This window comes from Mycobacterium sp. (genome assembly GCF_035640695.1).
Taxonomy (GTDB): Bacteria; Actinomycetota; Actinomycetes; order Mycobacteriales; family Mycobacteriaceae; genus Mycobacterium.
This window is the reverse complement of record NZ_DASQVQ010000017.1, coordinates 13,386-36,251: the sequence shown is the minus strand read 5'-3', so window position 1 is coordinate 36,251 and position 22,866 is coordinate 13,386. Positions and strand designations below refer to the sequence as shown.

General features: G+C 67.0%; 24 protein-coding genes. 10 read left to right on the top strand and 14 right to left on the bottom strand.

Annotated elements, in window-relative coordinates:
• Positions 1-41 precede the first annotated feature (41 nt).
• Entirely contained in the window at positions 42-851 is an 810-nt protein-coding gene (locus tag VE759_RS02390) for an alpha/beta hydrolase (protein ID WP_324927867.1), read from the top strand.
• A 61-nt stretch (positions 852-912) separates the two neighbouring features.
• Here the strand turns inward: VE759_RS02390 and hypD are convergent, their stop codons facing one another.
• The 7 genes from hypD to VE759_RS02355 all read right to left on the bottom strand — a co-directional run bounded on the left by hypD (position 913) and on the right by VE759_RS02355 (position 5,832).
• Positions 913-2,037: a hydrogenase formation protein HypD gene (gene hypD, locus VE759_RS02385; RefSeq protein WP_324927865.1), complete on the bottom strand. Its 1,125-nt coding sequence runs from the start codon at positions 2,035-2,037 to the stop codon at positions 913-915.
• Between the two features lie 20 nt (positions 2,038-2,057).
• Positions 2,058-2,330 (bottom strand): HypC/HybG/HupF family hydrogenase formation chaperone, encoded by a 273-nt coding sequence (locus VE759_RS02380; RefSeq protein WP_324927863.1) that lies wholly within the window; start codon positions 2,328-2,330, stop codon positions 2,058-2,060.
• 33 nt (positions 2,331-2,363) lie between these two features.
• Complete coding sequence (hypE, locus tag VE759_RS02375; protein ID WP_324927861.1) at positions 2,364-3,464, bottom strand: hydrogenase expression/formation protein HypE; 1,101 nt, start codon at positions 3,462-3,464, stop codon at positions 2,364-2,366.
• Entirely contained in the window at positions 3,461-4,141 is a 681-nt protein-coding gene (locus VE759_RS02370) for an SIS domain-containing protein (RefSeq protein WP_324927859.1), read from the bottom strand. Before VE759_RS02370 ends, hypE begins: the two co-directional genes overlap by 4 nt.
• On the bottom strand, positions 4,138-4,899 hold the full coding sequence (locus tag VE759_RS02365; protein WP_324927857.1) for a hydrogenase assembly protein HupF: 762 nt from the start codon (positions 4,897-4,899) through the stop codon (positions 4,138-4,140). The genes VE759_RS02370 and VE759_RS02365 overlap by 4 nt, the downstream gene beginning before the upstream one ends.
• 270 nt (positions 4,900-5,169) lie before the next feature.
• On the bottom strand, positions 5,170-5,571 hold the full coding sequence (locus tag VE759_RS02360) for a VOC family protein (RefSeq protein WP_324927855.1): 402 nt from the start codon (positions 5,569-5,571) through the stop codon (positions 5,170-5,172).
• A gap of 24 nt (positions 5,572-5,595) precedes the next feature.
• Entirely contained in the window at positions 5,596-5,832 is a 237-nt protein-coding gene (locus tag VE759_RS02355; RefSeq protein WP_324927853.1) for a hypothetical protein, read from the bottom strand.
• 265 nt (positions 5,833-6,097) lie between these two features.
• Here VE759_RS02355 and VE759_RS02350 point away from each other — a divergent pair, with 265 nt between their 5' ends.
• The 5 genes from VE759_RS02350 to VE759_RS02330 all read left to right on the top strand — a co-directional run bounded on the left by VE759_RS02350 (position 6,098) and on the right by VE759_RS02330 (position 11,765).
• Entirely contained in the window at positions 6,098-6,583 is a 486-nt protein-coding gene (locus VE759_RS02350) for a MarR family transcriptional regulator (protein ID WP_324927851.1), read from the top strand.
• 28 nt (positions 6,584-6,611) lie between these two features.
• Positions 6,612-7,673: a S1C family serine protease gene (locus tag VE759_RS02345; protein ID WP_324927849.1), complete on the top strand. Its 1,062-nt coding sequence runs from the start codon at positions 6,612-6,614 to the stop codon at positions 7,671-7,673.
• A gap of 599 nt (positions 7,674-8,272) precedes the next feature.
• Positions 8,273-9,811, top strand: coding sequence for a S53 family peptidase (locus tag VE759_RS02340; RefSeq protein WP_324927892.1), 1,539 nt, complete (start codon positions 8,273-8,275; stop codon positions 9,809-9,811).
• Entirely contained in the window at positions 9,808-11,028 is a 1,221-nt protein-coding gene (locus tag VE759_RS02335; protein ID WP_324927847.1) for a zinc ribbon domain-containing protein, read from the top strand. The genes VE759_RS02340 and VE759_RS02335 overlap by 4 nt, the downstream gene beginning before the upstream one ends.
• Positions 11,025-11,765, top strand: a complete 741-nt coding sequence (locus tag VE759_RS02330) for a hypothetical protein (RefSeq protein ID WP_324927845.1) — start codon at positions 11,025-11,027, stop codon at positions 11,763-11,765. The genes VE759_RS02335 and VE759_RS02330 overlap by 4 nt, the downstream gene beginning before the upstream one ends.
• A 54-nt stretch (positions 11,766-11,819) precedes the next feature.
• On the opposite strand, the gene VE759_RS02325 is transcribed toward VE759_RS02330, so the two are convergent.
• From VE759_RS02325 to VE759_RS02310, 4 genes are all read right to left on the bottom strand, one after another.
• Entirely contained in the window at positions 11,820-12,092 is a 273-nt protein-coding gene (locus tag VE759_RS02325) for a hypothetical protein (protein ID WP_324927843.1), read from the bottom strand.
• A gap of 138 nt (positions 12,093-12,230) precedes the next feature.
• Positions 12,231-12,641, bottom strand: coding sequence for a VOC family protein (locus VE759_RS02320; RefSeq protein WP_324927842.1), 411 nt, complete (start codon positions 12,639-12,641; stop codon positions 12,231-12,233).
• A 32-nt stretch (positions 12,642-12,673) separates the two neighbouring features.
• Entirely contained in the window at positions 12,674-13,375 is a 702-nt protein-coding gene (locus tag VE759_RS02315) for a helix-turn-helix domain-containing protein (protein WP_324927840.1), read from the bottom strand.
• Between the two features lie 75 nt (positions 13,376-13,450).
• Positions 13,451-13,624: a hypothetical protein gene (locus tag VE759_RS02310; protein ID WP_324927898.1), complete on the bottom strand. Its 174-nt coding sequence runs from the start codon at positions 13,622-13,624 to the stop codon at positions 13,451-13,453.
• A 92-nt stretch (positions 13,625-13,716) separates the two neighbouring features.
• On the opposite strand from VE759_RS02310, the gene guaA reads away from it, so the two are divergent.
• From guaA to VE759_RS02290, 4 genes are all read left to right on the top strand, one after another.
• Complete coding sequence (gene guaA / locus VE759_RS02305) at positions 13,717-15,315, top strand: glutamine-hydrolyzing GMP synthase (RefSeq protein ID WP_324927838.1); 1,599 nt, start codon at positions 13,717-13,719, stop codon at positions 15,313-15,315.
• Positions 15,316-15,411: 96 nt separating this feature from the next.
• Positions 15,412-16,089, top strand: coding sequence for a hypothetical protein (locus VE759_RS02300; protein WP_324927836.1), 678 nt, complete (start codon positions 15,412-15,414; stop codon positions 16,087-16,089).
• A gap of 4 nt (positions 16,090-16,093) precedes the next feature.
• Complete coding sequence (locus VE759_RS02295) at positions 16,094-17,695, top strand: DNA polymerase Y family protein (protein ID WP_324927834.1); 1,602 nt, start codon at positions 16,094-16,096, stop codon at positions 17,693-17,695.
• A gap of 199 nt (positions 17,696-17,894) precedes the next feature.
• Positions 17,895-18,743, top strand: a complete 849-nt coding sequence (locus tag VE759_RS02290; protein ID WP_324927832.1) for an aldo/keto reductase — start codon at positions 17,895-17,897, stop codon at positions 18,741-18,743.
• A 1-nt stretch (position 18,744) separates the two neighbouring features.
• Here VE759_RS02290 and VE759_RS02285 read toward each other — a convergent pair whose 3' ends face one another.
• The 3 genes from VE759_RS02285 to VE759_RS02275 form a co-directional block, all read right to left on the bottom strand.
• The gene (locus VE759_RS02285) at positions 18,745-19,809 is read right to left on the bottom strand and encodes a YncE family protein (RefSeq protein ID WP_324927829.1); all 1,065 of its coding nucleotides are present in this window, start codon (positions 19,807-19,809) and stop codon (positions 18,745-18,747) included.
• A 245-nt stretch (positions 19,810-20,054) separates the two neighbouring features.
• Positions 20,055-22,196, bottom strand: a complete 2,142-nt coding sequence (locus VE759_RS02280) for a GAF domain-containing sensor histidine kinase (protein WP_324927828.1) — start codon at positions 22,194-22,196, stop codon at positions 20,055-20,057.
• Positions 22,197-22,278: 82 nt separating this feature from the next.
• Complete coding sequence (locus tag VE759_RS02275; protein WP_324927826.1) at positions 22,279-22,839, bottom strand: tat pathway signal sequence; 561 nt, start codon at positions 22,837-22,839, stop codon at positions 22,279-22,281.
• Between the last annotated feature and the right edge of the window lie 27 nt (positions 22,840-22,866).

The window sequence follows — 22,866 nt, the reverse complement described above, 5'->3', positions numbered from 1 at the left end:
GGGTAATCGACGCTCGCCACGACGCCGTCGAGTATTGACCCATGCCGACCCTTACCACGCACGATGGCACTAGCCTCTTTTTCACCGATCAGGGCGCGGGCCCCGGTGTGGTGTTCACCCATGCCTGGGCGCTGAACTCCGATCAGTGGCACTACGTCGTCGCCGGCCTGCTCGACGCGGGTTTACGCTGCGTCACCTATGACCGGCGCGGTCACGGCCGCTCGGATCGGCACGGCGGCGGCTGGGACATGGATCTGCTCGCCGATGATCTGGCCCGGCTCATCGAGCACCTGGACCTGAAAGACGTGCTACTGCTGGGTCATTCGACCGGATGCAGCGAGATCGTTCGGTACCTGACCCGGCACGGACGCGGCCGCGTAGCGCGTGCGGTGTTCCTCGCACCGATCTTGCCGCTGATGGTGAAGACGGCCGACAACCCGGACGGCATCGATCCTGCGCATGTCGACGCAGCCGTCGATCTGCTCAAGCGCGACGTGCCACAGTGGTGCGCCGACAACGCGCCGCGGTATTTCGGTGTGGGGCAGACGGTGTCGGCCGGCATGGCTGACTGGACCATGCGTCAGATCGTTGACACTCCGGTAAAGACTCTCGTCGACACGCTGAGAATGGGCTTTCAAACCGACTTTCGGGATGAGCTTCGCGCGGTCGACGTCCCCACTCTGCTGATACACGGCGACGCGGATGCGTCGGCGCCGATCGAGATCACCGGGCGCAAGACCGCGGCATTGCTACCCGACGCGAAGCTCATCGAACTGCCCGGCGTCGGTCACGGACTGTACATCACCCACGCGCAACAGATTGCCGACGAAGTCCGCCGCTTGACGCGCTAGCGCGGCCGACACGGGCTGGCGCTAGCCAGCCGACTCGGCACCCCCGGCGAGAACCCAGCCGTCAGCGCTGACCCAGCAGTTGCGCGGTTTCGCGGTGCAGCCGGCCGAAGTTGTAGTACGCGGCGCAGGCGCCCTCGGGCGACACCATGCACGTGCCGATCGGCGTTTCCGGTGTGCACGCCGTGCCGAAAACCTTGCATTCCCAAGGCTTTATGACGCCCTTGAGCACCTCGCCGCACTGGCACGCCTTGGGGTCGGCCACCCGCACGCCCGGCATTTCGAACTTCAGTTCCGCGTCGAAGTCGGCGTAATCGGGGTGAACCTTGAGCGCGCTTTGCGAGATGAACCCAAGGCCGCGCCATTCGAAATGCGGTCTCAGCTCGAACGTCTCGGCCATCAGTTTGAGCGCCGCAGTGTTGCCCTCCGGGCGCACCACCCGCGTGTACTGGTTTTCCACCACGCAGCGCCCGTCCCGGATCTGCCGCAGCAGCATATGCACCGACGCGAGGATGTCGAGCGGTTCGAATCCCGCTACCACCATGGGCTTTCCGTACACGTCGGGAACGAAGCGGTAGGGGCGCAGGCCGACGACCGTGGACACGTGGCCGGGCCCGAGGAACCCCGACAGCCGCAGATCGGGGGATTCCAGAATTGCCTTGATCGGCGGAACGATGGTGACGTGGTTGCAGAACACGCTGAAGTTCGTGACGCCGAGTGCGCGCGCCCGCACGAGGGTGACGGCAGTGGACGGCGCAGTGGTCTCGAAACCAACGGCGAAGAACACGACATGACGGTCGGGATTGTCGAGTGCAACCTTGAGCGCGTCGAGCGGCGAATACACGAACCGGACGTCCGCGCCGCGGGCCTTGGCCTCGATCAGGTTGCCGTTGGAACCCGGCACCCGCATCATGTCGCCGAACGTCGTGAAGATGATGCCCGGCTGCTCGGCCAGATACATCGCGTCGTCGACGCGGCCCATCGGGATCACGCAAACCGGACAACCCGGGCCGTGCACCAGCTCGACCGCTTCCGGCAGCAAGTGCTCGATGCCGTGGCGGTAGATGGTGTGCGTGTGCCCGCCGCACACCTCCATGAATTTGAACTCGTCGTCGCCGGCCAGCTCGGTGATCGATTTGACCAACGCGCGAGCCGCCGCGGGATCCCGGAATTCGTCGACGAACTTCATGCTTTCAACCTCGCTGCCTTTCAGGCGATTTCGGATGAATTGAATGCTTCGATCTCATTGACGTAGTCGGCGCCCATCTTCTGCACTTGATCCAGCGTCATTTGCGCTTCCATCTCGTCGATCTTGGCCATCGCGAAACCGACGTGTACGAGCACCCAGTCACCGACCCTGAGGTTGTCGTCGGCAAGCAGCCTCACGCTGATGTTTCGGCGTACGCCGTTGACGTCGACCTTGGCCAGATGCTGTTCGGCGTCGACGATGCCGACCACCTGACCCGGTATACCCAGGCACATCGTCGTTCTCCTTCCGATGATTGGCGGCTTGAGTCAACAGATCCGTGGCAGCGGGTCCCCGACGAGCATGTCGACGATGCGGCTGCCGCCGAATGACGTTCGAAGCGCTACGATTCCGTGCGGTTCGCGCACGATCTCGCCGACTATCGTGGCCCGCGATCCTTGCGGGTGGGCTCGCATCGCCTCGATCGCGGCATCGGCTTCGTCGGCGGCAACGATGGCCACGAACTTGCCCTCGTTGGCGACGTACAGCGGGTCGATGCCGAGCATGTCGGAGGCGCCAAGCACCTGCGGCAACACCGGCAGTTTGTCTTCGTCCAGGATCACCGCGAACGGCCTGGGCTTGGCGAGCTCGTTGCACACCGTGCCGACTCCGCCGCGAGTGGCATCGCGCATCCACCGGGTGGACGGCGCCGCCTCAAGCAGCGTCTCGACCAGCGAATTGACCGGCGCGGTGTCGGAGGAGATGTCGGCGTCGATGGCAAGATCGCCGCGGGCCAGCATCACCGCCATGCCGTGTTCGCCGATCGTGCCCGAGAGCAACACCTTGTCACCGGGCCGCACCGAATCCGGTGACAGCCGCCGGCCGTCGGGTACCACGCCGACGCCGGTGGTGCAGATGTAGACGCCGTCGGCGGCGCCCTTGCCGACGACCTTGGTGTCGCCGGTGACGATCTGGACGCCCGCGCGCAGCGCCGCTTCGCTCATGTCTGCGACTATCTCGCGCAACTCGGCGATCGGGAACCCCTCCTCGATCACGAAGCCCGCCGACAACCACCGCGCGCGAGCCCCCGAGACCGCGAGGTCGTTGACCGTGCCGTGTACCGCAAGGTGACCGATCGAACCGCCCGGAAAGCGCAGCGGCTGAACGACATACGAATCGGTGGAGAACGCCAGCCGATCGCCGGAGGGCGTCGCGAGCGCCGCTGCGTCGCCGAGCTGTTCGAGTTCTTCGTTACGGAACGCCTCGACGAACACCGCGTCAACGAGGGCGGCCGAGGACTTCCCGCCCGCGCCGTGGGCAAGCGTCACCACGTCCTCGAGCAGGCGCGGGCGCCGTTGCCTGAACTTGTCGATCCGCTCGAGCACGCGGTCTTCGCGTTCGGCGGCCGTGGCGGCATCGGTGGTACTCATGAAGCTCGCGCACCGTTGACCGGCCGGGTCATGTGTTCCTGCGCCACCGACCACAGCCGGTAGCCGAGCATCGCGTGACTCTCCTGGATGCGGTGGATGCTTTGCGAATGCACGGTGAAGCAGTAGTCGAGGTCTTCGGCGACGGCCATCCGTCCGCCGTCATGACCGGAGAACCCGATCGTCAGCAGCCCCCGCTGCTTGGCCTCGGTGATCGCTGTCATCAGGTCCTCGGAGTTGCCCGACGTCGACAGCGCGATCGCGACGTCTCGGTCTCGGGCGTGGGCGATGATCTGCCGTTTGAAGATCAGGTCGAACCCGACGTCGTTGCCCAGCGCGGTCACTACCGCATTGTCGGCGGCCAGCGACCACGCCGCGACCGGGCGTCCGCGCGCCGGACGGCTGAACAGCGACGCCAGCGTCGCGGCGTCGGTGGAACTGCCGCCGTTGCCCAGCGTGTAGAGCCTGCCGCCGCGCAGGAACCGTTCGGCCATCTTTGTTCCGGCTTCGGTGATTGCCGGCCCGTACTCGTCGAGGGACTCGCGCTGCAGCCGTGCGCTTTCGGCGGCCTTTCCGCGCGCCGACGCGGCGAGATCCTCCAGCAGGCTCGTGGCGTCGGTTTCCTCGGATTCGATGAACGGATACAGAAAGCCGGTGCTTTCCGACTCATGAGTGGTCATCGGTTCGCCTCTTCCGTTATGTCGTCCAGGCGCGTGATCGCCGCCCCCGCGTGCACCACCACGAGATCGTTCGGCGCTATTGGTCTGTCGGGGTCACCGAGGATGCTGACGTCCACCCACTCCTCGCCGTTGGCGGTGCGCACCAGTGCGGGGCCCATCGCCTCCGTCGGCGCGAGCACCACCTCGCCCAGCCGGCCCTCGTCACCGCACGTGACGCAGACGTCCTCGGCGCAGTCCTCCGCGGCGGGCTTCAACAGCCCGGGATGCTCGAAGCAGACGTGGGTGAGCTCCCACAGCAGGTGATAGAGCAGCACGAATCTGCCGGTCGCCGGCACCATCGGGTCGTCAGAGTCAATCCATAAGATGTGGTTCGCCGCGCCGGCGGGCGGCCGGGCCCCGGAGCCGATCCACAAGGTCAGCGCCCCCCACGCCGCTGCCCGGCGCATCGCATCGACCACTGCGGGCTGGTCCGCCGAGGCCACCGCCATCAGCAGATCGCCCGGTTGGGCGGCGACCCTGGCCTGCGCGACCGGGTCGGGTTCGACGAGCGCCACCGAGGGCAACGCCCGCTTGCCCATGATGACCGGATGCACGAATTCGACCGCGACGTGATGGGCGTGCGGCTCCCACTGCGGGGAAATCACCCAGAGTGTGGCGCCGTCATGAAATCGGCGGGCAAGATCCAGTGCCGCGGCCGCGAGGTCCGCGGACAGGTCGCGGTTGACGAACGGGGTTCCGACGTCTGCCGTAATCGTCATGCTCGAAACCTCCCTCCCGGGGCCGGTCGGTCGGGCCGGCCGACGCGGCACCGCTCTGGCGCGCGGCACCGATGCCCGGTCCATCGAGCGAAAGTCCCCCCGGTCGAGACCAAGCCGGTGGCGGACTCGATACCGCTGCTTTCTCCAGTCTGCTCCGGTTGCGGCGCGGAGTACACCATTTTGATCAAGCCAGATGGTTGACTTCTGAACATCAAAGATTGCGCGTAGACACGTAATCTCGGGGCGGCCTTGCCGCAAACCCGTCGCGCTTTAACGGATCGGCTCCCCGATCCCCAGCATGTTGCCCTCGCTGTCCCGGAACCAGGCAGCCTTCTCGCCGCGGCCCTTGCTTGGGTAGTTGCCCGCAACCTCGGCGATGCCGTCGATCGTTGTCAGCCCGACAAGATCGACGTCTTCGAACACGACGCCGCGCTTGCGCAATTCCGCCACGGCAGCCTCGACGTCGTCCACTTCGAAAGCCATTTGAGTGAACGTGCCCGTCGAAGCGCCGGCGGACTCGAACAACGCGAACTCACCGCTGGCGCAGCGGTAGCGGAGACCGCCGGGCCGCTGCTCGACGGGATCCAGCCCCAGCTTCTCGGCGTAGAAAGCGCGGGCGCGCTGCAAGTCGCGCGCCGGGAGTCTGGTTGCGACGCGGGCTGATTCAAGCATTCGTCAGTATCACCCTGGTGTTCGCTAGCTGTACTCGTAGCTGGCGATGGCCGTCACCTCGGCGCGGATTGACCCGTTAGGTGTTGTGGTAACGGTGTGGGAATGACTGATCCCGGAGAGCCGAAACGTCTCTAGGCTGGACTCCGCTTCGCGGACCTGTTCGTCGAGCAGTCTGGTTGCCGTCGCCAGCGCGGCATTCAGCGCCCCCGCCGGATCCGGGCCTGCCTTGATCGACACCGCGTGGAAGCTGGCGTGCGCCACCGTGTGTTCTCCTTGTTTCTGGTACCGCTGTGCTGGTCGCCATCACACCACAAGAGCGTCCATCACAGCACCTGATCGGCGGAGTCCGGTAGGCGGCGACAACTGCTGCGACAACTGGATTAACGAAGCGCGGTCAACTTTCTGATTCCATCTTAGGGTGCCGTCGTGCCCACCGCCGAGCGACCGCCGAGCGGTGGACGTGCGACGGCCCGATGTCGCGTTCACGGCAATGGTTGTTTGTGCGCAACCGATGCAGGATGATCCGATGATGGCTCCCGCGACGCGCCGGAATGCGCGGGTCGCGGCCGCCCACGTCGACGCGGTGATGCGTGCCTCTCGTGCCCTCGTCGGTATCGCCGCGGAATCGATCGCCGAGGTCGACGGTCAGGTCACCCTCCCGCAGCTGCGCGTCCTGGTAATGGTGTCAACAAGAGGTCCGCTGAACCTGGTCGCGGTGGCTTCCGGTCTGGGGGTCAGCGCGTCGAATGCCAGCCGAATTTGTGACCGGCTGCGCAATGCCGGGCTTCTCGACCGGCGTGATCTGCCGACCGATCGCCGCAATGTCACGCTGACTCTTACCGATGCCGGTCGATCGCTGGTCGACAAGGTGATGCGGCACCGGCGCACCGCGATCACCCGGGTGCTTCGCAACATGGACGCGGGCGAACGCGAACAACTCGCCGCTGCGCTCGGCAATTTTGCGGCGGCGGCCGGGGAAACGCTCGATGAACAGCCGCTCAGCCTGATCTAACCTCGAGGTCTTTGACACCAGGCCGAGTATGAAGCCCGGCACCGTTGGGTACTTCCTGCAGATGAATAGGATTCGGAAATGGGCCGTCCTGCTGGCCGTGGTGGCGGCTATGTCGGCGTGCTCCAACAACGCGACGCAAACAGGCAATTCGTCGCAGGCGAAGACTACTCCGCAAACGGCGCCGGCCCAGGCCGACGCCGCCAGAGGTTATGCCGACATCGTGGAACGACTCAGCCCGAGCGTCGTGACGGTGCAGACCGACAGCGGTCTCGGCAGCGGAGTGGTGTTGCGGCCCGACATCGTGGTCACCAATGAGCACGTCGTGGGGCGCCAACCCGACGTCGCGGTGGTCTTCGCCGACGGGGTCGGCACGCGCGGCCACGTAATGGCCACCGATACCGTGACCGATCTGGCCGTCGTGCGCACGGACCGCAAGAATCTGCCCGTGCCGGAGTATCGAAGCGAGCTGCCCAGACCGGGCGAAACCGCTCTGGCGATCGGCAGCCCGCTGGGCTTCCAGAACTCTGTCACCGCCGGCGTCATCTCCGGACTGCACCGCGACATCCCCGGTTCGGCGGCGCAGTCATCATCGTTGGTGGACCTGATCCAGACCGACGCCTCGATCTCGCCGGGAAACTCCGGTGGTGCGTTGCTGGACGCAAGCGGTCGGACCGTCGGCATCAGTGAGGCCTATATCCCACCCGCCGCGGGAGCAGTGTCGCTCGGCTTCGCGATCCCCTCGGCCACCGTGCTGGACGTGGCAAATCAACTGATCACGACCGGCAAGGCCACCCATCCTTACCTCGGCATCTCGACAAGTCAGGTCACCGCGGCGATTCAGCAGGCGCTCGGCGTGAACGTCGACCATGGCGCGCTGGTGCTCGGCGTGGATCAGGGGGCGCCGGCCGCGGCGGCCGGCTTGCGGCCGGGCGATGTAATCGTAGAGTTCGCCGGGAAACCCGTGCGCACCGTGGAGGACCTGTTGGGAACATTGCGGCAGGCCCAGCCCGGATCACAGCAGCCACTCGTCTTCGTGCGGGGGGGCCAGCAGCAACAGGTGTCGGTGACAGTCGGCTCGCATTCGAGCTGACCGCGCCGCGTCGTCACCCGATCCGGTCACTACCCGGCACGCACCCGCAACACCGGTGGCGTTCAACGCCCGCAATTGCCTTGGCATATAAGGCCTGCGGCGAGCATGAGCAGATTTTGCCAACCGGAATTGCTCAACGAGGTTCATCGGTAGCCGATATGGACCCGGTGCGGTGTAGTGTCCATCAGGATCCGCTATTTCGGGGGATAGGTAGGACTGCATGATGAGTTCACGTCGGTTGGCCCGTCGAATCGCGCTTGGTGTCGGCGCCAGTGCGCTCGTCGCGATGGGCTTGTTCACCGCGTCCTGCGGCAAACAGGGCCAGCCCGCCCCGTCGACAACCACGACCACCACGACGACAACGACCACTCCACCGCCCCCGCCGCCGCCGTCGCCGACGGAAAAGTCCATCAACCCCACAGGGGGGAACTTGTTCACCCCGACCCCGGTCCCGATCGAGCCGGCCCCCAGCCAGAACCCCCATCGCCGGGGTTCGCCCGTCGGCTAACGGTATAACGCGACGTCGGCTCCCGGCCGGTAAGCGGTGCACAGGCGTGATCGGTCTGCGGTTTCTGGTGCTGATCGTCGCCGGCGTCTTGATGCTCGCTTCGGACCTGCGGGCGGCGCAATCTCCGCACCGACCCCCGTCGGTGGGCGGTCCGCTGGCGTGGTTGTTGGCGAGCTCAACGGATCTCGGTCCGTCACGCGCCGGCCACGCACAGCTCACGGTGACCATGCGGGACTCGGCTCGCCCAGAGGCGCTGATGGGGTGGGCCAGTAGCCGAGGATTGTCGGTGCGCTGGCGGCCCGGCGAGGAGTGGGCGATCGTCGAGGGCGCGGCGCCGGATGTGGCCGACGCGTTCGGCGTGGCGGTGCACGACTACCGCGGCCGGCGGGGGCAGGTGTTCTACGCATCGCCGCAGCAGCCGGCGATCCCGGCGCCGGTGCGCGGCGCGGTCACCGACCTCGGACGGATTCTCGGCTACACCCCGCATCATCTGGCGCGCCCCGCGATCCATCCGCTCGACGTGCCGCCCCGAGGGCTGACCCCCGACGCGGTGCTGACCACCTACGACGCGAGTCCCCTTGCCGCCGCAGGCTTCACCGGCAAGGGACAGACCATGGTGTTCTTCGAGTTCGACGGCTACGACCAAGCCGACCTCGACCTGTACACCACCAAGGCCGGGCTGCCGCCGCTGAAACCGGTACTCGTCGGCGGCCAACCCGGCGATCCGCGCGGTGAGACGGTGATGGATCTCGAAGTTGCCCATGCGATCGCACCCGACGCGCAGAAAGTGGTCGTCAACGCGCTCACCACTGTCCAAGGCGATGGTTCCTACGAGAAGGTTGCCCGCCTGTTCGATTCCGTGGATCGCCAGTTTCCCGGCGCCGTCTGGAGTTTCTCGATCGGCTGGGGGTGCGACAAGCTGCTGACCGCCGCCGACCTCGCCCCGGTGCAGTCGGCGCTGAAATCCGCACAGGCTCACGGCGCTTCGGCGTTCGACGCGAGTGGAGACCTGGCCGGCCTGGAATGCAAGGGCGGCCAGGATTGGTCGTCGCCGCCGGGGGCGTCCGACGTGGGCCTGGATTCGGTTGCGTCGGTGCCGGGGATGACCAACGTCGGCGGGACGACCCTCTCGACCGATGCGCGCGGGCGGTGGCTGGCCGAGCAGGCCTGGTTCGACGTGCCGTTGTCCCAAGGCAGCGGCGGTGGTGTGTCGGCGCTGTTTTCCCGGCCGCAGTGGCAGAGCGGCGTTTCCATGGCGCGGGATTCCGCACACCGGTTGGCTCCCGATGTCTCCGCGGTCGCCGATCCGTTCACCGGTGTGCGGATCGTGTTCAACCAGCGCGTGGTCAGCGGTGGCGGCACGTCGCAAGCAGCGCCGATCTGGGCGGCGCTCACGGCGGTGATGAATCAGTTCCTGGCGGCCAACGGCGGCCACGCCATCGGAGACCTCAACCCGCTGCTGTATCGAGTGGCCGCGGGTGCGGCACGGCCCGCCTTCCACGACGTCGTCCTCGGCGCGAATGCCGTGGACTCCGCCGGTCCCGGTTACGACGCGGTCACCGGTCTGGGCACCCCCAGCACCGACAACCTTGTTCGCAATCTGCTCGACATCCAAAGGGGTTCCGGATGACCGACACCAACGCCGGATCCGAGAGTTGGGGCGACGTACCGACCATGGAATGCCGGGTGTGCGAGGTCGACGTTCCCGCCGGCGCATTCTGCGGGCTGTGCGGAGCACACCTGTCCCACCAGCGCGGAGACGGGCCGCAGTGGCTGCGGATCCGGGCCTACGGAGCGGCACCGGGTGAGCACGTGCTGCGACTCTCGGTGGTGAGTTCGCTGTTTCCGCACTTGCCGCAGCGTTCGCGCACGCCGTTCCGGGTGGGCCTGGCCATTGTGCTGTTGGCACTGGTCGTTTTCGCGCTGCTGCGGTGGCAGGCACCACTGATCGCGGTCAGCGCGCTCGGCTTGCCGCTGTTGTTCCAGCTGTACCTGCAAGAATCCGACGTCTATCACGACCTTCCGGTCCGCCTGTTGGCGCTCACCGCGGCGTTGGGTGTCGGGTTCGGTGTCGGCTGGGCACTGCTGACCGGCGGGATGGTCGCCCGCTCCTACGGGCTGGCGCTCGACGCCGGCATGACGTGGGAACGGGTGCTGCGTGACGGGCTGGCCATCCCGTTGGGCGGCGCGATCCTGATGCTGCTTCCCGCGGTGTTGGTGCGGGCGTTTCGTCCGCCGACGCGAGAGTCGCTGGACGGCTTCCTGATTGGCGGATTGAGTGCGATCAGCTTCACCACCGCAGCCACCCTGACCCGGTTGGCCCCGCAGTTCGCGACCGGGATGGTGGCGAGCGGCCGACCCGTGAGCCATCTCCTCGTGGAGGCGGGCATCCGAGGCGTCGCGGTGCCGTTGACCTCGGCGGCGGTGGGCGGCTTGATCGGGGCGGCGCTGTGGTTCACCGGTCGAGCCGACCCGTCTCACAATCACCGCCGCCGCGCGCTGGCCGCCCTTGGCGTTGGAGTCGTGGTCGTGTTGGCCGTGTACGTTGGGTTGGGCTTCATCGATCTCGTCCGGCTTCCCCAAGGACTTCAGCTGGGTCTACACCTGGTTGTCACGGTAATTGCATTGTTCGCCTTGCGAATTGGGTTGCACTTGGCCCTGATGCACGAAGCCCACGAACCGAGCACGGGTGAACCGTTGTTGTGTCCGCATTGTGGCCACGTCGTCCCGGACATGGCATTCTGCCCGAATTGCGGTGTGGCAACCCGCGCCTCATCGCGATCGTCACGAACCGCGCGTCGCCTCGCCCGCCCGACACCGACCGACACGCCGCCGGAGGGAGCATGACCGCGACCGCGTCGCCGGCTGCGACCGCGTTTCCCGGATATGCCGTACCAGCCGGGTCGTATGCGGCGCCGCCCGTGCGCCACACCTCCCACACCCGGATGTTCCTGATCCTGGGTACGGGTTTGGCCCTGGTGGTCGTCGCGATGGTCGCCGTTTCGGCGTTGGTCACTCCGCGGTCCACGCGGTACGTGTGCCCGCCGAACTGCGGGAGCCCACCGGTCGGCGAACCGGTGCAAACGAATCCACGCTTCACCGCGGGCAACGGCGACTTCTCGGTGTCCTACCCCGGCGAGGGATCGGCGTACAAGGCCACGATGAATCCGAACGGCGTGACCCTGGATTTTCTCCGCGGCGACAAGGGCACCCTGCAACTGTTCGGCGAGCCGGCAGGCAACCGGACACCACAACAGATCGCCGCGGACTTGATCAAGCGGAATTACCCCGACGCGACCACCGCCTATCAGATTCCCAACGCGATGGTCGGTTATCAAGCCGGGTACGGGGAAGCCGCGGACGCCTATCCGCAAGGTGCGTCAACCAAGTACGCGCACACCCGCGTGCTGGTCATGGTCGCGGTGAAGAACGGGCTCGCGCTGATCGCCGCCGCCACCGGGCCGTATCACCAGTTCGGCCCGGACTTCGGCAGCGGTCGGCCGTCGGCGGCCAACCTCCAACTCGCATTGGACATGGGCAAGTACGTCAACAGTTTTGCGTGGCGCGGCGATCCGCCCCGGTGACCACTCGCACCCAGCGGCTCACGCGACAATGACGCCCGGCCGAAAGGTCAAGCGTTACCGGCCGTGGCCGCCGCCACCGTGGCCGCCGTGGTCGCCGCCACCGTGGAAGCCGTAGCCGCCGAAGTAATCGCCCTCCGCGTAAGGGTATTGAGGACCGAAGCCGACCGGAGGGCTCGAGTCGAGCTGCGCATTGTCGCACACCGTCGCGGTGCCGGTGTTTGTGCAGCCCGGCGCGGAAGCAGCCGCCATGGCGGCGGGCGCCGTGGCGATCGCCGCAGCAGCAGCCGCGCCGACCACCGCTGCAACCAAGCGAATCTTGATGGTCATTGGATTCTCATTAAATAGTTGGGTTGCTTACTATTTAAGAATCGCTCGGCAAACATGACGCGTCATCGATGCTGACACCCGTTGACAGGTGTCGTTACCTGGTGCTCGTGTGTACCTGCCAGCGGGCAGCGGCGCGAGTCAGGCCGTCCCCGATTGAGTGGTGACCATCCAGGGCACGCCGAAGCGATCGGTGAGGATGCCCAGGCGCGAAGCGAACGGCGTTGCCGCCATCGGCACCTGGATCTGGCCGCCGTCGCCCAACGCGGCGAATAGCTTCTCGGCTTGCGCGTCGTCGGACGCCGTCAGCGACAGCGAGAACCCAGCGAACTGGGGCTGACCCTGCACCGGACCGTCGGAGGCCAGCACCACCGTGTCGCCGATGCGAAGTACCGCGTGCGCGACTTTCCCCGCGGCCGCCGGCGGCGACGGTGAACCGGGTATGTCGCCGAAGCGCGCGACGACCATGGCGTCCGCTGCGATCGCATCCCGGTAGTAATTCAGTGCCTCTTCGCAGCGTCCCTGGAAATACAGGTAGGGCTCAACCCGCACCACAACACCTCCTCGGTGAGGGCAGCGTAGCGTCAGGGATCACGGCCTGTTTTGTACAGAAACGACAGCTGCGCATCGCCGCGCGCGATTTGCGCCGGCGTCTGACCGATGAGCATCTTCACCGATCGGCTCAAATGCGCCTGATCGAAGTAGCCGGCCTCATGCACCGCATCCAGGATGGGCATGCCGGCACGGAGCAGATTGGTTGCCTGACGGGCACGTTCGATGCGCCGCAACATCCCGTGGGTCATGCCGGTGGCCCGTTGGAAGTGGCGCTGGACCGACCGCGACGTCAACCCCGCAGGCTCGTCCCGCACGATCGCCGTCACCGCGGGATCCTTCGCAATCACCCCACGCCCGGCCAGGCCGGCCACCAGGGCCTCCGCGTTGTCGAAATCCAGCAATTCCCAAGAGGAATCGCCCAGGTGAAACCAGCCGTCGGTCACCGGCAGAGTCACGTCGGCATGGTCCAACATTCGCCCGGTGGGCAGCATCGGCAGATAGACGCCGAGCCGGAAACGGACCGCGACCCACTCGCCACCCGCCGGGCAAAATATCGGCGTGGCCCGCGTCTCCGGTCCTCGCAGCGTCACCACGCTCATGCCGGCAAGGCGGGTGAGAACCAACTCCAGATTCGCCGCGGCGACCGAAAGAAACGGGCCGCCCTGATTGCCGCGACAGCGCCAAACCCGCTCGATGAACGGCGAGTCCGACTGCCGGTCCTGGAAAGTCATGAACATTCTCAGCGCCCCCACCAAGGGGCTCAGGTCCGCGCCCCGTCCACAGCGTAGTGCGATGCGTGCCGACTGCTACCGGTCGCGCTGCTTGCTTCGCGCTTCCGCACCGGTCTCGCCGGCATCGATGGCATCGTCGGGTTCGGTCTCGCCGACGTAGGTGCCCTCGTCGCCGCCCTTGCCCGCGCGCGATGCGGCGACGCTGGAGTCGTCCATGCCCTCGAGATCTTCGTCCTTAGGTACGCTCACTTTTCTGCCTCCTGCGAGCCGTCTACCCATGACGGCAGCGCCGAAACACGGCCAAAGCCCAGGCTCGCCGGCGGCCACTAGACTCGAGGGCCGTGGCCGAACCTGCAGACCTTGATGTGGCCGGGGCCCCGCCCGCGCGTCCTGTGCTGGTGGTCGACTTCGGCGCACAGTACGCACAACTGATCGCCCGCCGGGTCCGTGAGGCCAGGGTGTACTCGGAGGTCATCCCGCATTCGGCCACCCTCGAAGAGATCAAGGCGAAGGATCCGCAGGCCATCGTGCTGTCCGGCGGGCCGGCCAGCGTGTACGAGGACGGTGCGCCACAGCTCGACCCTGCCCTGTTCGACCTCGGGGTGCCGGTGTTCGGCATCTGCTATGGCTTCCAGGCGATGGCCCAGGCCCTCGGCGGCACCGTGGCGCATACCGGCACCAGCGAGTACGGCCGCACAGAACTGAAAGTGGTTGGCGGCGAACTACATTCGGGCTTGCCGACGAGGCAGCAGGTGTGGATGAGCCACGGTGACGCGGTGACCTCGGCGCCGCACGGGTTCGACGTCGTTGCCGGCAGCTCGGGCGCCCCGGTGGCCGCTTTCGAGGACCGCGCCCGCCGCTTGGCCGGCGTGCAGTATCACCCCGAGGTGCTGCACTCGCCGCACGGCCAGCAGGTGCTGAGCCGCTTTTTGCATGAGTTCGCCGGTATCGGGTCGACGTGGACACCGGCCAACATCGCCGACGCGCTCGTCGAGCAGGTGCGTGAGCAGATCGGCGACGGCCGGGCGATCTGCGGCTTGTCGGGTGGGGTGGACTCGGCCGTTGCCGCCGCGCTCGTGCAGCGCGCGATCGGGGACCGGCTGACGTGCGTGTTCGTCGACCACGGCCTGCTGCGGGCCGGTGAACGCGCCCAAGTGGAGCGCGATTTCGTCGCGGCCACCGGCGCACGGCTGGTCACCGTCGATGTGGCCGACAGGTTCCTCGAGGCGCTTTCGGGGGTGACTTATCCGGAGGGCAAACGCAAGATCATCGGCCGCGAGTTCATCCGCGCCTTTGAGGGCGCGGTGCGAGACTTGATGGGCGACAACGCTTCCGGGGCCGACTCCGAGATCAAATTCCTGGTGCAGGGCACGCTGTACCCGGACGTGGTGGAATCCGGTGGCGGCGCGGGCGCCGCGAACATCAAGAGTCACCACAACGTCGGTGGTCTGCCCGCCGACCTGAACTTCACCCTGGTCGAGCCGCTGCGGCTGCTGTTCAAGGACGAGGTGCGCGCCGTCGGCCGCGAGCTCGGGCTGCCCGAGGAAATCGTTTCCCGCCAACCGTTTCCGGGACCCGGGCTGGGAATCCGAATCGTCGGGGAAGTCACTGCGCAGCGGCTGGAAATATTGCGGCGGGCGGACTGGATCGTCCGCGAGGAGCTCACCGCGGCCGGGCTCGACAACCAGATCTGGCAATGCCCGGTCGTGCTGCTGGCCGATATCCGTTCGGTGGGTGTGCAGGGCGACGGACGAACCTACGGCCACCCGATAGTGCTGCGGCCGGTGTCGAGCGAGGACGCAATGACCGCCGACTGGACGCGGGTGCCCTACGACGTGTTGGAACGCATCTCGACCCGGATAACCAACGACGTGCCCGAGGTCAACCGGGTCGTGCTGGACGTCACCAGCAAGCCGCCCGGCACCATCGAGTGGGAGTGACGCCCCACCTTCTGAGACCTTCTGACCGTCTTGACGATGTCGGTGGGTGGGTGTTTACTCGGCGTATCGAACATACGTTCGTATGGAGGTACGACGATGACGGCAGCGGTGGCCATGGACAAGCACCGGGGAAATCACCGGCTTGACCGCGCTGAGCAGCTGAAAGTGCTGCGCCGCAAGATCGCGGCGGTGTCCGGGAAGACTAGCCGTGGGCACTCGGCGCCGCACCGCGCCGAGGCGCTGCTGCCCGCGTCGGAATCTTTGCTGCCGATCCCCGAATCGGTCGCTGAGCAGCTGCCGGTCGGGTTGCCACGCGGCGCGGTCGTGGTCGCATCCGGGGCCAGATCGCTGCCGCTGGGTGTGGTGGCGGCGGTGACGGCCGCAGGCGGACACGCCGCCGTCGTCGGGCAGCCCGATGCCGGCCTGCTGGCCGCTGTGGAAATGGGCGCCGACCTGACCCGGCTGGCCTTGGTCCCCGATCCCGGCACCGATCCGGTCGAGGTGGCCGCGGTGCTGCTGGACGGGATGGATCTTGTCGTGCTCGACCTGGCCGGCAGGTCGGTGCCGCTGTCCCGGGCCAGGGCCGTGACGGCGCGCGCCCGTAACAAGAGCTGCACCCTGCTGATCACCGGCGGCGACTGGCAGGGGGCGGCGATGCGATTGGCGGCCGAGGTCAGCGGCTACGAGATCACCGGTGGTCCCGGGCTCGGCCGTATCAGCAAGGTTCGGCTGACCATCAGAAGCGGCCGTTCGCGACTGGCGATTGCCCTCTGATGTCATGGCTTCCCGCGTATTGGCCCTTTGGTGCATGGATTGGCCCGCGGTCGCCGCGGCCACCGCCGCCGACCTGCCCGCCACCGCACCGGTCGCGGTCACGCTGGCCAACCGGGTGATCGCCTGCTCGGCGGCTGCCCGGGCGGCCGGGGTGCGGCGTGGCCTGCGCCGGCGCGAATCGCAGGCACGCTGCCCCGAGCTCCACGTCGTGACCGCCGATACCGGTCGCGATGCGCGGTTCTTCGAGGCGGTGACGGCCGCGGTGGACGACATCGTGCCGCGCGCCGAGGTGTTGCGGCCGGGGCTGCTGGCCTTGCCGGTCCGCGGGGCGGCCCGCTATTTCGGATCCGAGGCTGCCGCGACCGAGCGGCTGATCGACGCGGTCTCGTCGACGGGGGCCGAATGCCAGGCCGGGATCGCCGACCAATTGCCCACGGCCGTCTATGCCGCCCGGGCCGGCCGCATCGTCGATCCCGGCCAGGACGCGGCGTTTCTGTCGAATCTGTCGATCCGAGAACTGGCCAGCGAGCCGAGCCTCTCCGGCGATGGCCGTGTCGACCTAGCGGATCTTTTGTGGCGCTTGGGGATTCGAACCGTCGGCCAGTTCGCGGCGTTGTCGCGCACCGACGTGGCTTCGCGGTTCGGCGCCGACGCGGTGGTCGCGCATCGGTTCGCCCGCGGCGAGCCGGAACGCGCGCCGTCCGGGCGTGAACCGCCACCGGAACTCGACGCCGTGCTGCGCTGCGATCCGCCGATCGATCGGGTGGACGCCGCAGCGTTCGCCGGCCGCTCGCTGGCCGGCCAGTTGCATCAGACGCTGATGTCGGCAGGCGTCGGCTGTACTCGACTGGCGATCCACGCTGTCACCGCCAACGGCGAAGAGCTGAGCCGAGTTTGGCGCTGCGCCGAACCTCTGACCGAGGACGCCACCGCCGACCGGGTGCGCTGGCAGCTGGACGGTTGGCTGAACAAGCGGGTCGGGCGGGGGAGAGCGAAGCGACCCGGGGAAATCTCGGTCGACGACAGGCCCACCGCGCCGGTGACAATGCTACGACTGCAGCCGGTGGAGCTGGCGTCGGCGGAGGCGCTGCAATTGCCGCTGTGGGGCGGCCTCGGCGAGGAAGACCGGTTGCGGGCACGCCGCGCCCTGGTGCGGGTGCAGGGTCTGCTCGGGCCCGAGGCGGTGCAGGTGCCCTTGCTCAGCGGCGGCCGGGGCCCCGCCGAGCGCATCACATTGACCCCGCTCGGCGACGAACCGGTCCCGCACGCCGATCCGCGACAACCGTGGCCCGGCCAACTGCCCGAACCGTCGCCGACGGTGTTGCTCGACGATCCCGTGGAAGTCCTTGATGCCCAAGGCAACCCGGTGCGGATCACGAGCAGAGGACTGTTTTCTGCCGATCCGGCGCGACTGGTCGCCTCGAATCGTGACGGGGTATTGCGGTGGTGGGCGGGTCCGTGGCCGGTCGACGAGCGATGGTGGGACTCCGGGCAGGCGACGGGCCGCACCGCCAGGGTGCAGGTGCTGGTGGACGGGGATCCCGGCCAGGCGCTGCTGCTGTGTTATCGCCGCAGCCGCTGGTACCTGGAAGGCGTCTACGAATAATCAAGGCCCGGCGTCACCAACCCGGGCGGATAAGTGCGGCTAGCGGGGGCCGCTGATTGATGTTGGCGGTAAGGCCCCGGGCCAGCCGCGCTGGCAGTCTTGCTTTGGTGCCGGATAAAACCCAGTCTTCGAGTTGGCAAGACCGCGCATCGTGATGTCAATCGCAACCCAACAATTCCCAAACCCAAGGAGTTCGGCCGTGAGCAACGTTCCTGCGATCCAACTCAATGACGGCGCGCGCATCCCGCAGCTGGGCTTCGGCGTGTTTCAGATCGACCCCGGCGACACCGCCGACGCGGTCAAGACCGCGCTGGAGATCGGTTACCGCCATATCGACACAGCCCAGATGTACCGCAACGAGCGCGGCGTCGGGCAGGGCATTCGCGACGCCGGCCTCGACCGCGGTGAGGTGTACATCACCAGCAAGCTCAACAACGGCTTCCACCGGCCCGACGACGCACGCCGCGCGTTCGACGAAACACTGAAGGCGCTGGGCTCCGACTACGTCGACTTGTTCCTCATCCACTGGCCACTGCCGACCCGCTACGGCGGTGACTTTGTGTCAACCTGGCAGACGCTCGAGGAGTTCAACAAGGACGGCCGGGCCCGCAGCATCGGCGTGTCGAACTTCCAGATCGCCCACCTGCAGCAGCTGGCGGCCGAAACCGACACCACCCCGGCGGTCAACCAGATCGAGGTGCACCCCTACTTCACCAATGACGAGGTCCGTGCGTACGGCTCCGAACACGGCATCGCGACCGAGGCCTGGTCTCCGATCGCGCAGGGCGCGGTGCTCGATGACCCGGTCGTGCGGCGCATCGCCGATGCGGTCGGTCGCACACCGGCCCAGGTGGTGCTGCGCTGGCACATCCAACGTGGCGACATCGTCTTCCCGAAATCGGTTACGCCCCAGCGCATGGGGGAGAACTTCGCGCTCTTCGACTTCGAACTGGGTGGTTCGGATATGGACGCGTTGACCTCGCTGGACAAGGGTGAGGTCGGTCGTCGCGGCCCGAATCCCGACGAGTTCGACCACATCCCAGGCTAGTTCAGGCCTCGCCGACGTCGCGCATCACCGACGGCATCGCGATCGCGGTGAGTGCGCCGGCCCAATAGTCTGCAACGTACAAGCGTTCACCGTCGCTGCTGAGGGCCAGCGCTTCCGGATGGCCACCAACGTCGACGGTGGTCACTACCGAGTTGGTGATCGTGTCGACAACCGCGACGGCGTGCCGACCGAAGTCCGTTACATAGGCGAGCTTTGCGTCGTCGCTGAAATGCAGGCGCCGCGGCAGGTCTCCGACCGCAATCGTGTCGGTCGCGCTGACGTCGAATTCGACAACGGCCAGCGAGTGCAGCCCGGTGACGTACACCTGCCGGCAGTCCGGCGTCACCGCGGCCGCCAGCGGAGCATCCGACAGGAAGAGCGACGTGACGTTTCGTCGCACGGGGTCCAGCGCCGTGATTGCGTTGGTGTCGTAGTGCGTGATGAAGATGCGCGAACCATCCGGACTGACCGTTACGCCGCTCGGCGACCGGGGCACGGCGATGGTGTCCACGACGGTGTTACTGGCCGTGTCGATCACCGAAACCCAGCCCGAGTAGTACTGGCTGTAGGAGCTGTGCGCCGATGTCGCAACGTACAGACGGCTTCCGTCGGGACTGAGGTCCATGCCGGTGGGATAGTTTTGCACCGGCGCGGTCGTCACCGTTGCGTCGTTCGCGTCGATCACCGAAATCCAGCTGTCGCGACCGTCGCTCAGCTCCTGGTGCGCCGAATACATGCGCTTTCCGTCGGGGCTGACCACTTCGGCAATGCTCGGGCTGTTCGCCACGATCCGGCAGGTGTTGTCGGTCGTGTTGATGATGGACACCGATCCGTCATAGCCGGTGACGTACAGGAATGACCCATCGGCGCTGAGGATCATTCGTTTCGGGTCGTGGCCGACGCCGATGGTGGCAACGATGTGGTGCATGCCGGAGATCACCATGACCGACTCGCCTGCGGCTACGTAGACATTGCGGGGGCCGACCACCAGGTCGCACACGCGGGCTCCCAGCGGGATCGTCGTAACGGCCGCACCGTCGCCGGCGGCCGGGTCAATGGGCGACATGATTCACCATTCCGTAATAGTCTGCGTTCCGAGCGCCGGCCCACTTGCCTTGACCATCAACAACACTCGGTGTCGAACGTCTGCACCGCTATGCGATTACCTTTGCACTTTCTGTGCCGGCAGTCGTCGATGCTGGCGCCCAAACGCGGTTGGGGGCAGCTTCAATCGGTCATGCCCGCTAGCCCGAAAAACACGTCGGTCAGCACGTTCCCCGGGCCCGCGATGACCGGTGCCGGCGATGTGTCTCAGCGGTTGACGGGGATGGTGATATGCAGCGAAGTTCCGCTGCCCGGCGGACTCACCATCTCGATTTGGCCGCCGAGGGACTCGACCCGGTCCTTGAGTCCGATCAGCCCCGATCCCTTGCCGGCATCGGCTCCTCCGATGCCGTCGTCGCGTATCGAGAGGTATAGGTTGTCATCGTCGCTCCACGCGGACGCGGTCACCTCGGCGGCCTGGGAATGTTTGGCGGCGTTGGTCAGCGCCTCGGCGACGACGTAGTAGGCCGCCACCTCGACGGGATCAGCGAATCGTCCGCTGATCCTGACATCGAGGCTTACCGGGACGGGGCAGCGGCGGGCCAACGTCTTCAGTGCGGGACCGAGGCCGCCCTTGGACAGAATCGCGGGATGGATCCCGCGCGAAATCTTGTGCAGATCGTCTGAAACGGCGGTTAACCCGGCCATGATCTCGGTCAGCTGCCGCTTGTGGTCCGACAGTTCCGGCGGCACCGAGTCCTCGGCCATGCGCAGTTGCAACCCGAGCGAAACCAGTCGTTGTTGTGCCCCGTCGTGCAGGTCGCGTTCCAGCCGGCGTCGTGCCTCGTCCGCCGCCGCCACGATCCGCGCGCGTGACGCAATCAGCGCTGCGCGGGTCGTCGCCGCGGCGATCCCGGTCGCCACCAAGTCGGCGAACTCGGCGACGCGTTCCTCGATGTCGGCAGGCAACCGCTGCGGTTGCGATGACCCGACGACTGCCATTCCCCATAACTGCTCGTCGACCACGATCGGGGCGCCGGCCCGGCTACGCACGCCCATCGCGCTCAGGCGTGCCGCCAGCGAGCCCGTGGCGGCGCCGTAGTCATCCATGCGCGCTGGGCGTCCGGTATGCAACACCATCGCGGCGACGTTCTCGCCCTCCAGTGTGACGTGCTCGCCAACCGGAAGGTGTGGCTCTCCAGGTTCGGCATAGCACGACACGATCACCGCGCCGCCGTCGGGCTTGTACCGAAACACCTCCGCGTTCTCGACGTTCATGCACCGGGCCATCTCCTCGGCGACCGCAGATAACACCACCGATTGACTGACTCCGCGCGCGACCAGCGTCGCCACCCGCCGCAGTGCGGACTGCTGGGTTGCCAGCACGCCGAGGCTGTCCCGGCTGTCCTGCAATTGAGCGCGCGCATCCGCGTTGGCGATCGCGGTGGCGACCAGATCGGCGAAGTCGCCGACGCGTACCTCGGTGTCCGGCGGCACCGGCTGGCCTGTCGAGGAACCTATCGCGGCCATTCCCCAAACCCGGCCGTCGACGATGATCGGTGCTCCGATCGTGCAACCCAGACCCATCTCCCGTAGTCGCGCCGCGATCGACCCGCCGGCGTTTTCCATGTCGAAGCTGTCGAGCCGGGCCGGACGACCGGTTTTGAGTACCCTTGTCGCGATGTTGTCGCCTTCCAAGGTGTGTCGCTCGCCGACGACCGGCTTGAACGGCATCTCGGGGTCGACGTCAGAGAGCGCGACCACGACCACCTCGTCGCCTTCGAACCGGTTGACGGACGCATTGTGGGCGTCGAGGCATCGAGGCATTTCATCGGCGACGGCGGAAAACACCTCTGTCGGGCTGGCCCCGCGAGCGACCAACGTGGCGACCCGCCGCAAGGCGGTCTGCTGCCCCGCGAGCGCGGCCAGTTCGTCTCGGCTGTCCTGCAATTCGGCTCGGATGGCCCGGGCGAGGCCGGCGAACAGGTTCACGCACAGCGCCACCACCAAGAAGATGCCGACCGCCACGGCGTCTTGCAGACGAAACGACGTCAACCCACCAGCGGGCCAATTGCGGCAGTAGGCGAAGGCCAACGCGCTGGCCACCGACACGGTAGCCGAGACCCGTGGCCCCCACACCGACGAAACCGCCAACACGCCGAGCAGATAAATGGTGCCGAATGTTTCATTGGGATCAATCCGCATGAGCAGCAGCACCAGAAGCGTTTCGATGGCAATGGCCGCCGCGCCAACCGCGAGCCCGGCGGCCGGCGCGGGGCCGGCAGGCCGCAGCAACAGCTTGTGCACAGCGGCGCGATCGGCCGCCGCGCCTACCCTCGCATCGGAGGCGTAGCCGCCATTGGCTGGCCGCCGGATCGACGCCCAGCCCGCCAGGCGTGACCGATTCATCGCTAAAGGAAAGCTCACATCAAACCCGGGGCAACACGCAACCTGCTAAATCTGTCGCCGACAACGGCAGATCAAAGTTCGATCAGACCTGGCGCCATGAGGGCTTGGTCGGGTCGACCAACTGGATGTCGACCGGGCCGAGACCCGAGATCGCGATCACCGCCGGATCGGCTTGTCCTTGTGGTACGCCGTCGTAATGCGGCGTGTGCGCGGTGCGTTTGACGTATCCTCCCGGTCCCACCGCCACCGCGTCCTGCGGCCGGAAGTCGGGCCCGCTGTTGACCCACCACGTGCCGAAGACGACAACGCAAATGCGATCGGTTGCATACATGTGCGGCGCGCTGAACCAGCCTGGGCGCCATCGCATCATGACGAGGTACGGGCCGGGCTTGTTGAGATCCCCATAAAGCGTCGCCATTTCGCCACTTGCTGGCGGAATGTCGCCCCACGGTGCGAAGGCAATGTGCTCGTAGGGCAGTACGAAGGTTTCGTTGGGATCGGGTCCGCCGCCGTTTCCGGACACGGGTCCGGTGCTGGACACGGGTCTGTTGCCGGGCTGTTGGGCGTGAGACATACACCCGGCCGCGGCCAACACGAGCGGAGCCCACAGCACCGAGCGCCGGCTCAGGTCCAACTCGCTCATGCGATCCCCTTCCGTAACTCACCCGTG

Bases quoted from the DNA above. Each gene is read 5' to 3' on its own strand.
- VE759_RS02285 (WP_324927829.1), bottom strand. From the start codon at position 19,809: ATGTCGCCCATTGACCCGGCCGCCGGCGACGGTGCGGCCGTTACGACG.
- VE759_RS02275 (WP_324927826.1), bottom strand. From the start codon at position 22,839: ATGAGCGAGTTGGACCTGAGCCGGCGCTCGGTGCTGTGGGCTCCGCTC.
- VE759_RS02350 (WP_324927851.1), top strand. From the start codon at position 6,098: ATGATGGCTCCCGCGACGCGCCGGAATGCGCGGGTCGCGGCCGCCCAC.
- VE759_RS02315 (WP_324927840.1), bottom strand. From the start codon at position 13,375: ATGACTTTCCAGGACCGGCAGTCGGACTCGCCGTTCATCGAGCGGGTT.
- VE759_RS02330 (WP_324927845.1), top strand. From the start codon at position 11,025: ATGACCGCGACCGCGTCGCCGGCTGCGACCGCGTTTCCCGGATATGCC.
- VE759_RS02340 (WP_324927892.1), top strand. From the start codon at position 8,273: ATGCTCGCTTCGGACCTGCGGGCGGCGCAATCTCCGCACCGACCCCCG.
- VE759_RS02370 (WP_324927859.1), bottom strand. From the start codon at position 4,141: ATGACCACTCATGAGTCGGAAAGCACCGGCTTTCTGTATCCGTTCATC.
- VE759_RS02280 (WP_324927828.1), bottom strand. From the start codon at position 22,196: ATGAATCGGTCACGCCTGGCGGGCTGGGCGTCGATCCGGCGGCCAGCC.
- VE759_RS02295 (WP_324927834.1), top strand. From the start codon at position 16,094: ATGGCTTCCCGCGTATTGGCCCTTTGGTGCATGGATTGGCCCGCGGTC.
- VE759_RS02335 (WP_324927847.1), top strand. From the start codon at position 9,808: ATGACCGACACCAACGCCGGATCCGAGAGTTGGGGCGACGTACCGACC.
- hypE (WP_324927861.1), bottom strand. From the start codon at position 3,464: ATGAGTACCACCGATGCCGCCACGGCCGCCGAACGCGAAGACCGCGTG.
- VE759_RS02360 (WP_324927855.1), bottom strand. From the start codon at position 5,571: ATGCTTGAATCAGCCCGCGTCGCAACCAGACTCCCGGCGCGCGACTTG.
- VE759_RS02325 (WP_324927843.1), bottom strand. From the start codon at position 12,092: ATGACCATCAAGATTCGCTTGGTTGCAGCGGTGGTCGGCGCGGCTGCT.
- VE759_RS02380 (WP_324927863.1), bottom strand. From the start codon at position 2,330: ATGTGCCTGGGTATACCGGGTCAGGTGGTCGGCATCGTCGACGCCGAA.
- VE759_RS02390 (WP_324927867.1), top strand. From the start codon at position 42: ATGCCGACCCTTACCACGCACGATGGCACTAGCCTCTTTTTCACCGAT.
- hypD (WP_324927865.1), bottom strand. From the start codon at position 2,037: ATGAAGTTCGTCGACGAATTCCGGGATCCCGCGGCGGCTCGCGCGTTG.
- VE759_RS02300 (WP_324927836.1), top strand. From the start codon at position 15,412: ATGACGGCAGCGGTGGCCATGGACAAGCACCGGGGAAATCACCGGCTT.
- VE759_RS02345 (WP_324927849.1), top strand. From the start codon at position 6,612: ATGAAGCCCGGCACCGTTGGGTACTTCCTGCAGATGAATAGGATTCGG.
- VE759_RS02365 (WP_324927857.1), bottom strand. From the start codon at position 4,899: ATGACGATTACGGCAGACGTCGGAACCCCGTTCGTCAACCGCGACCTG.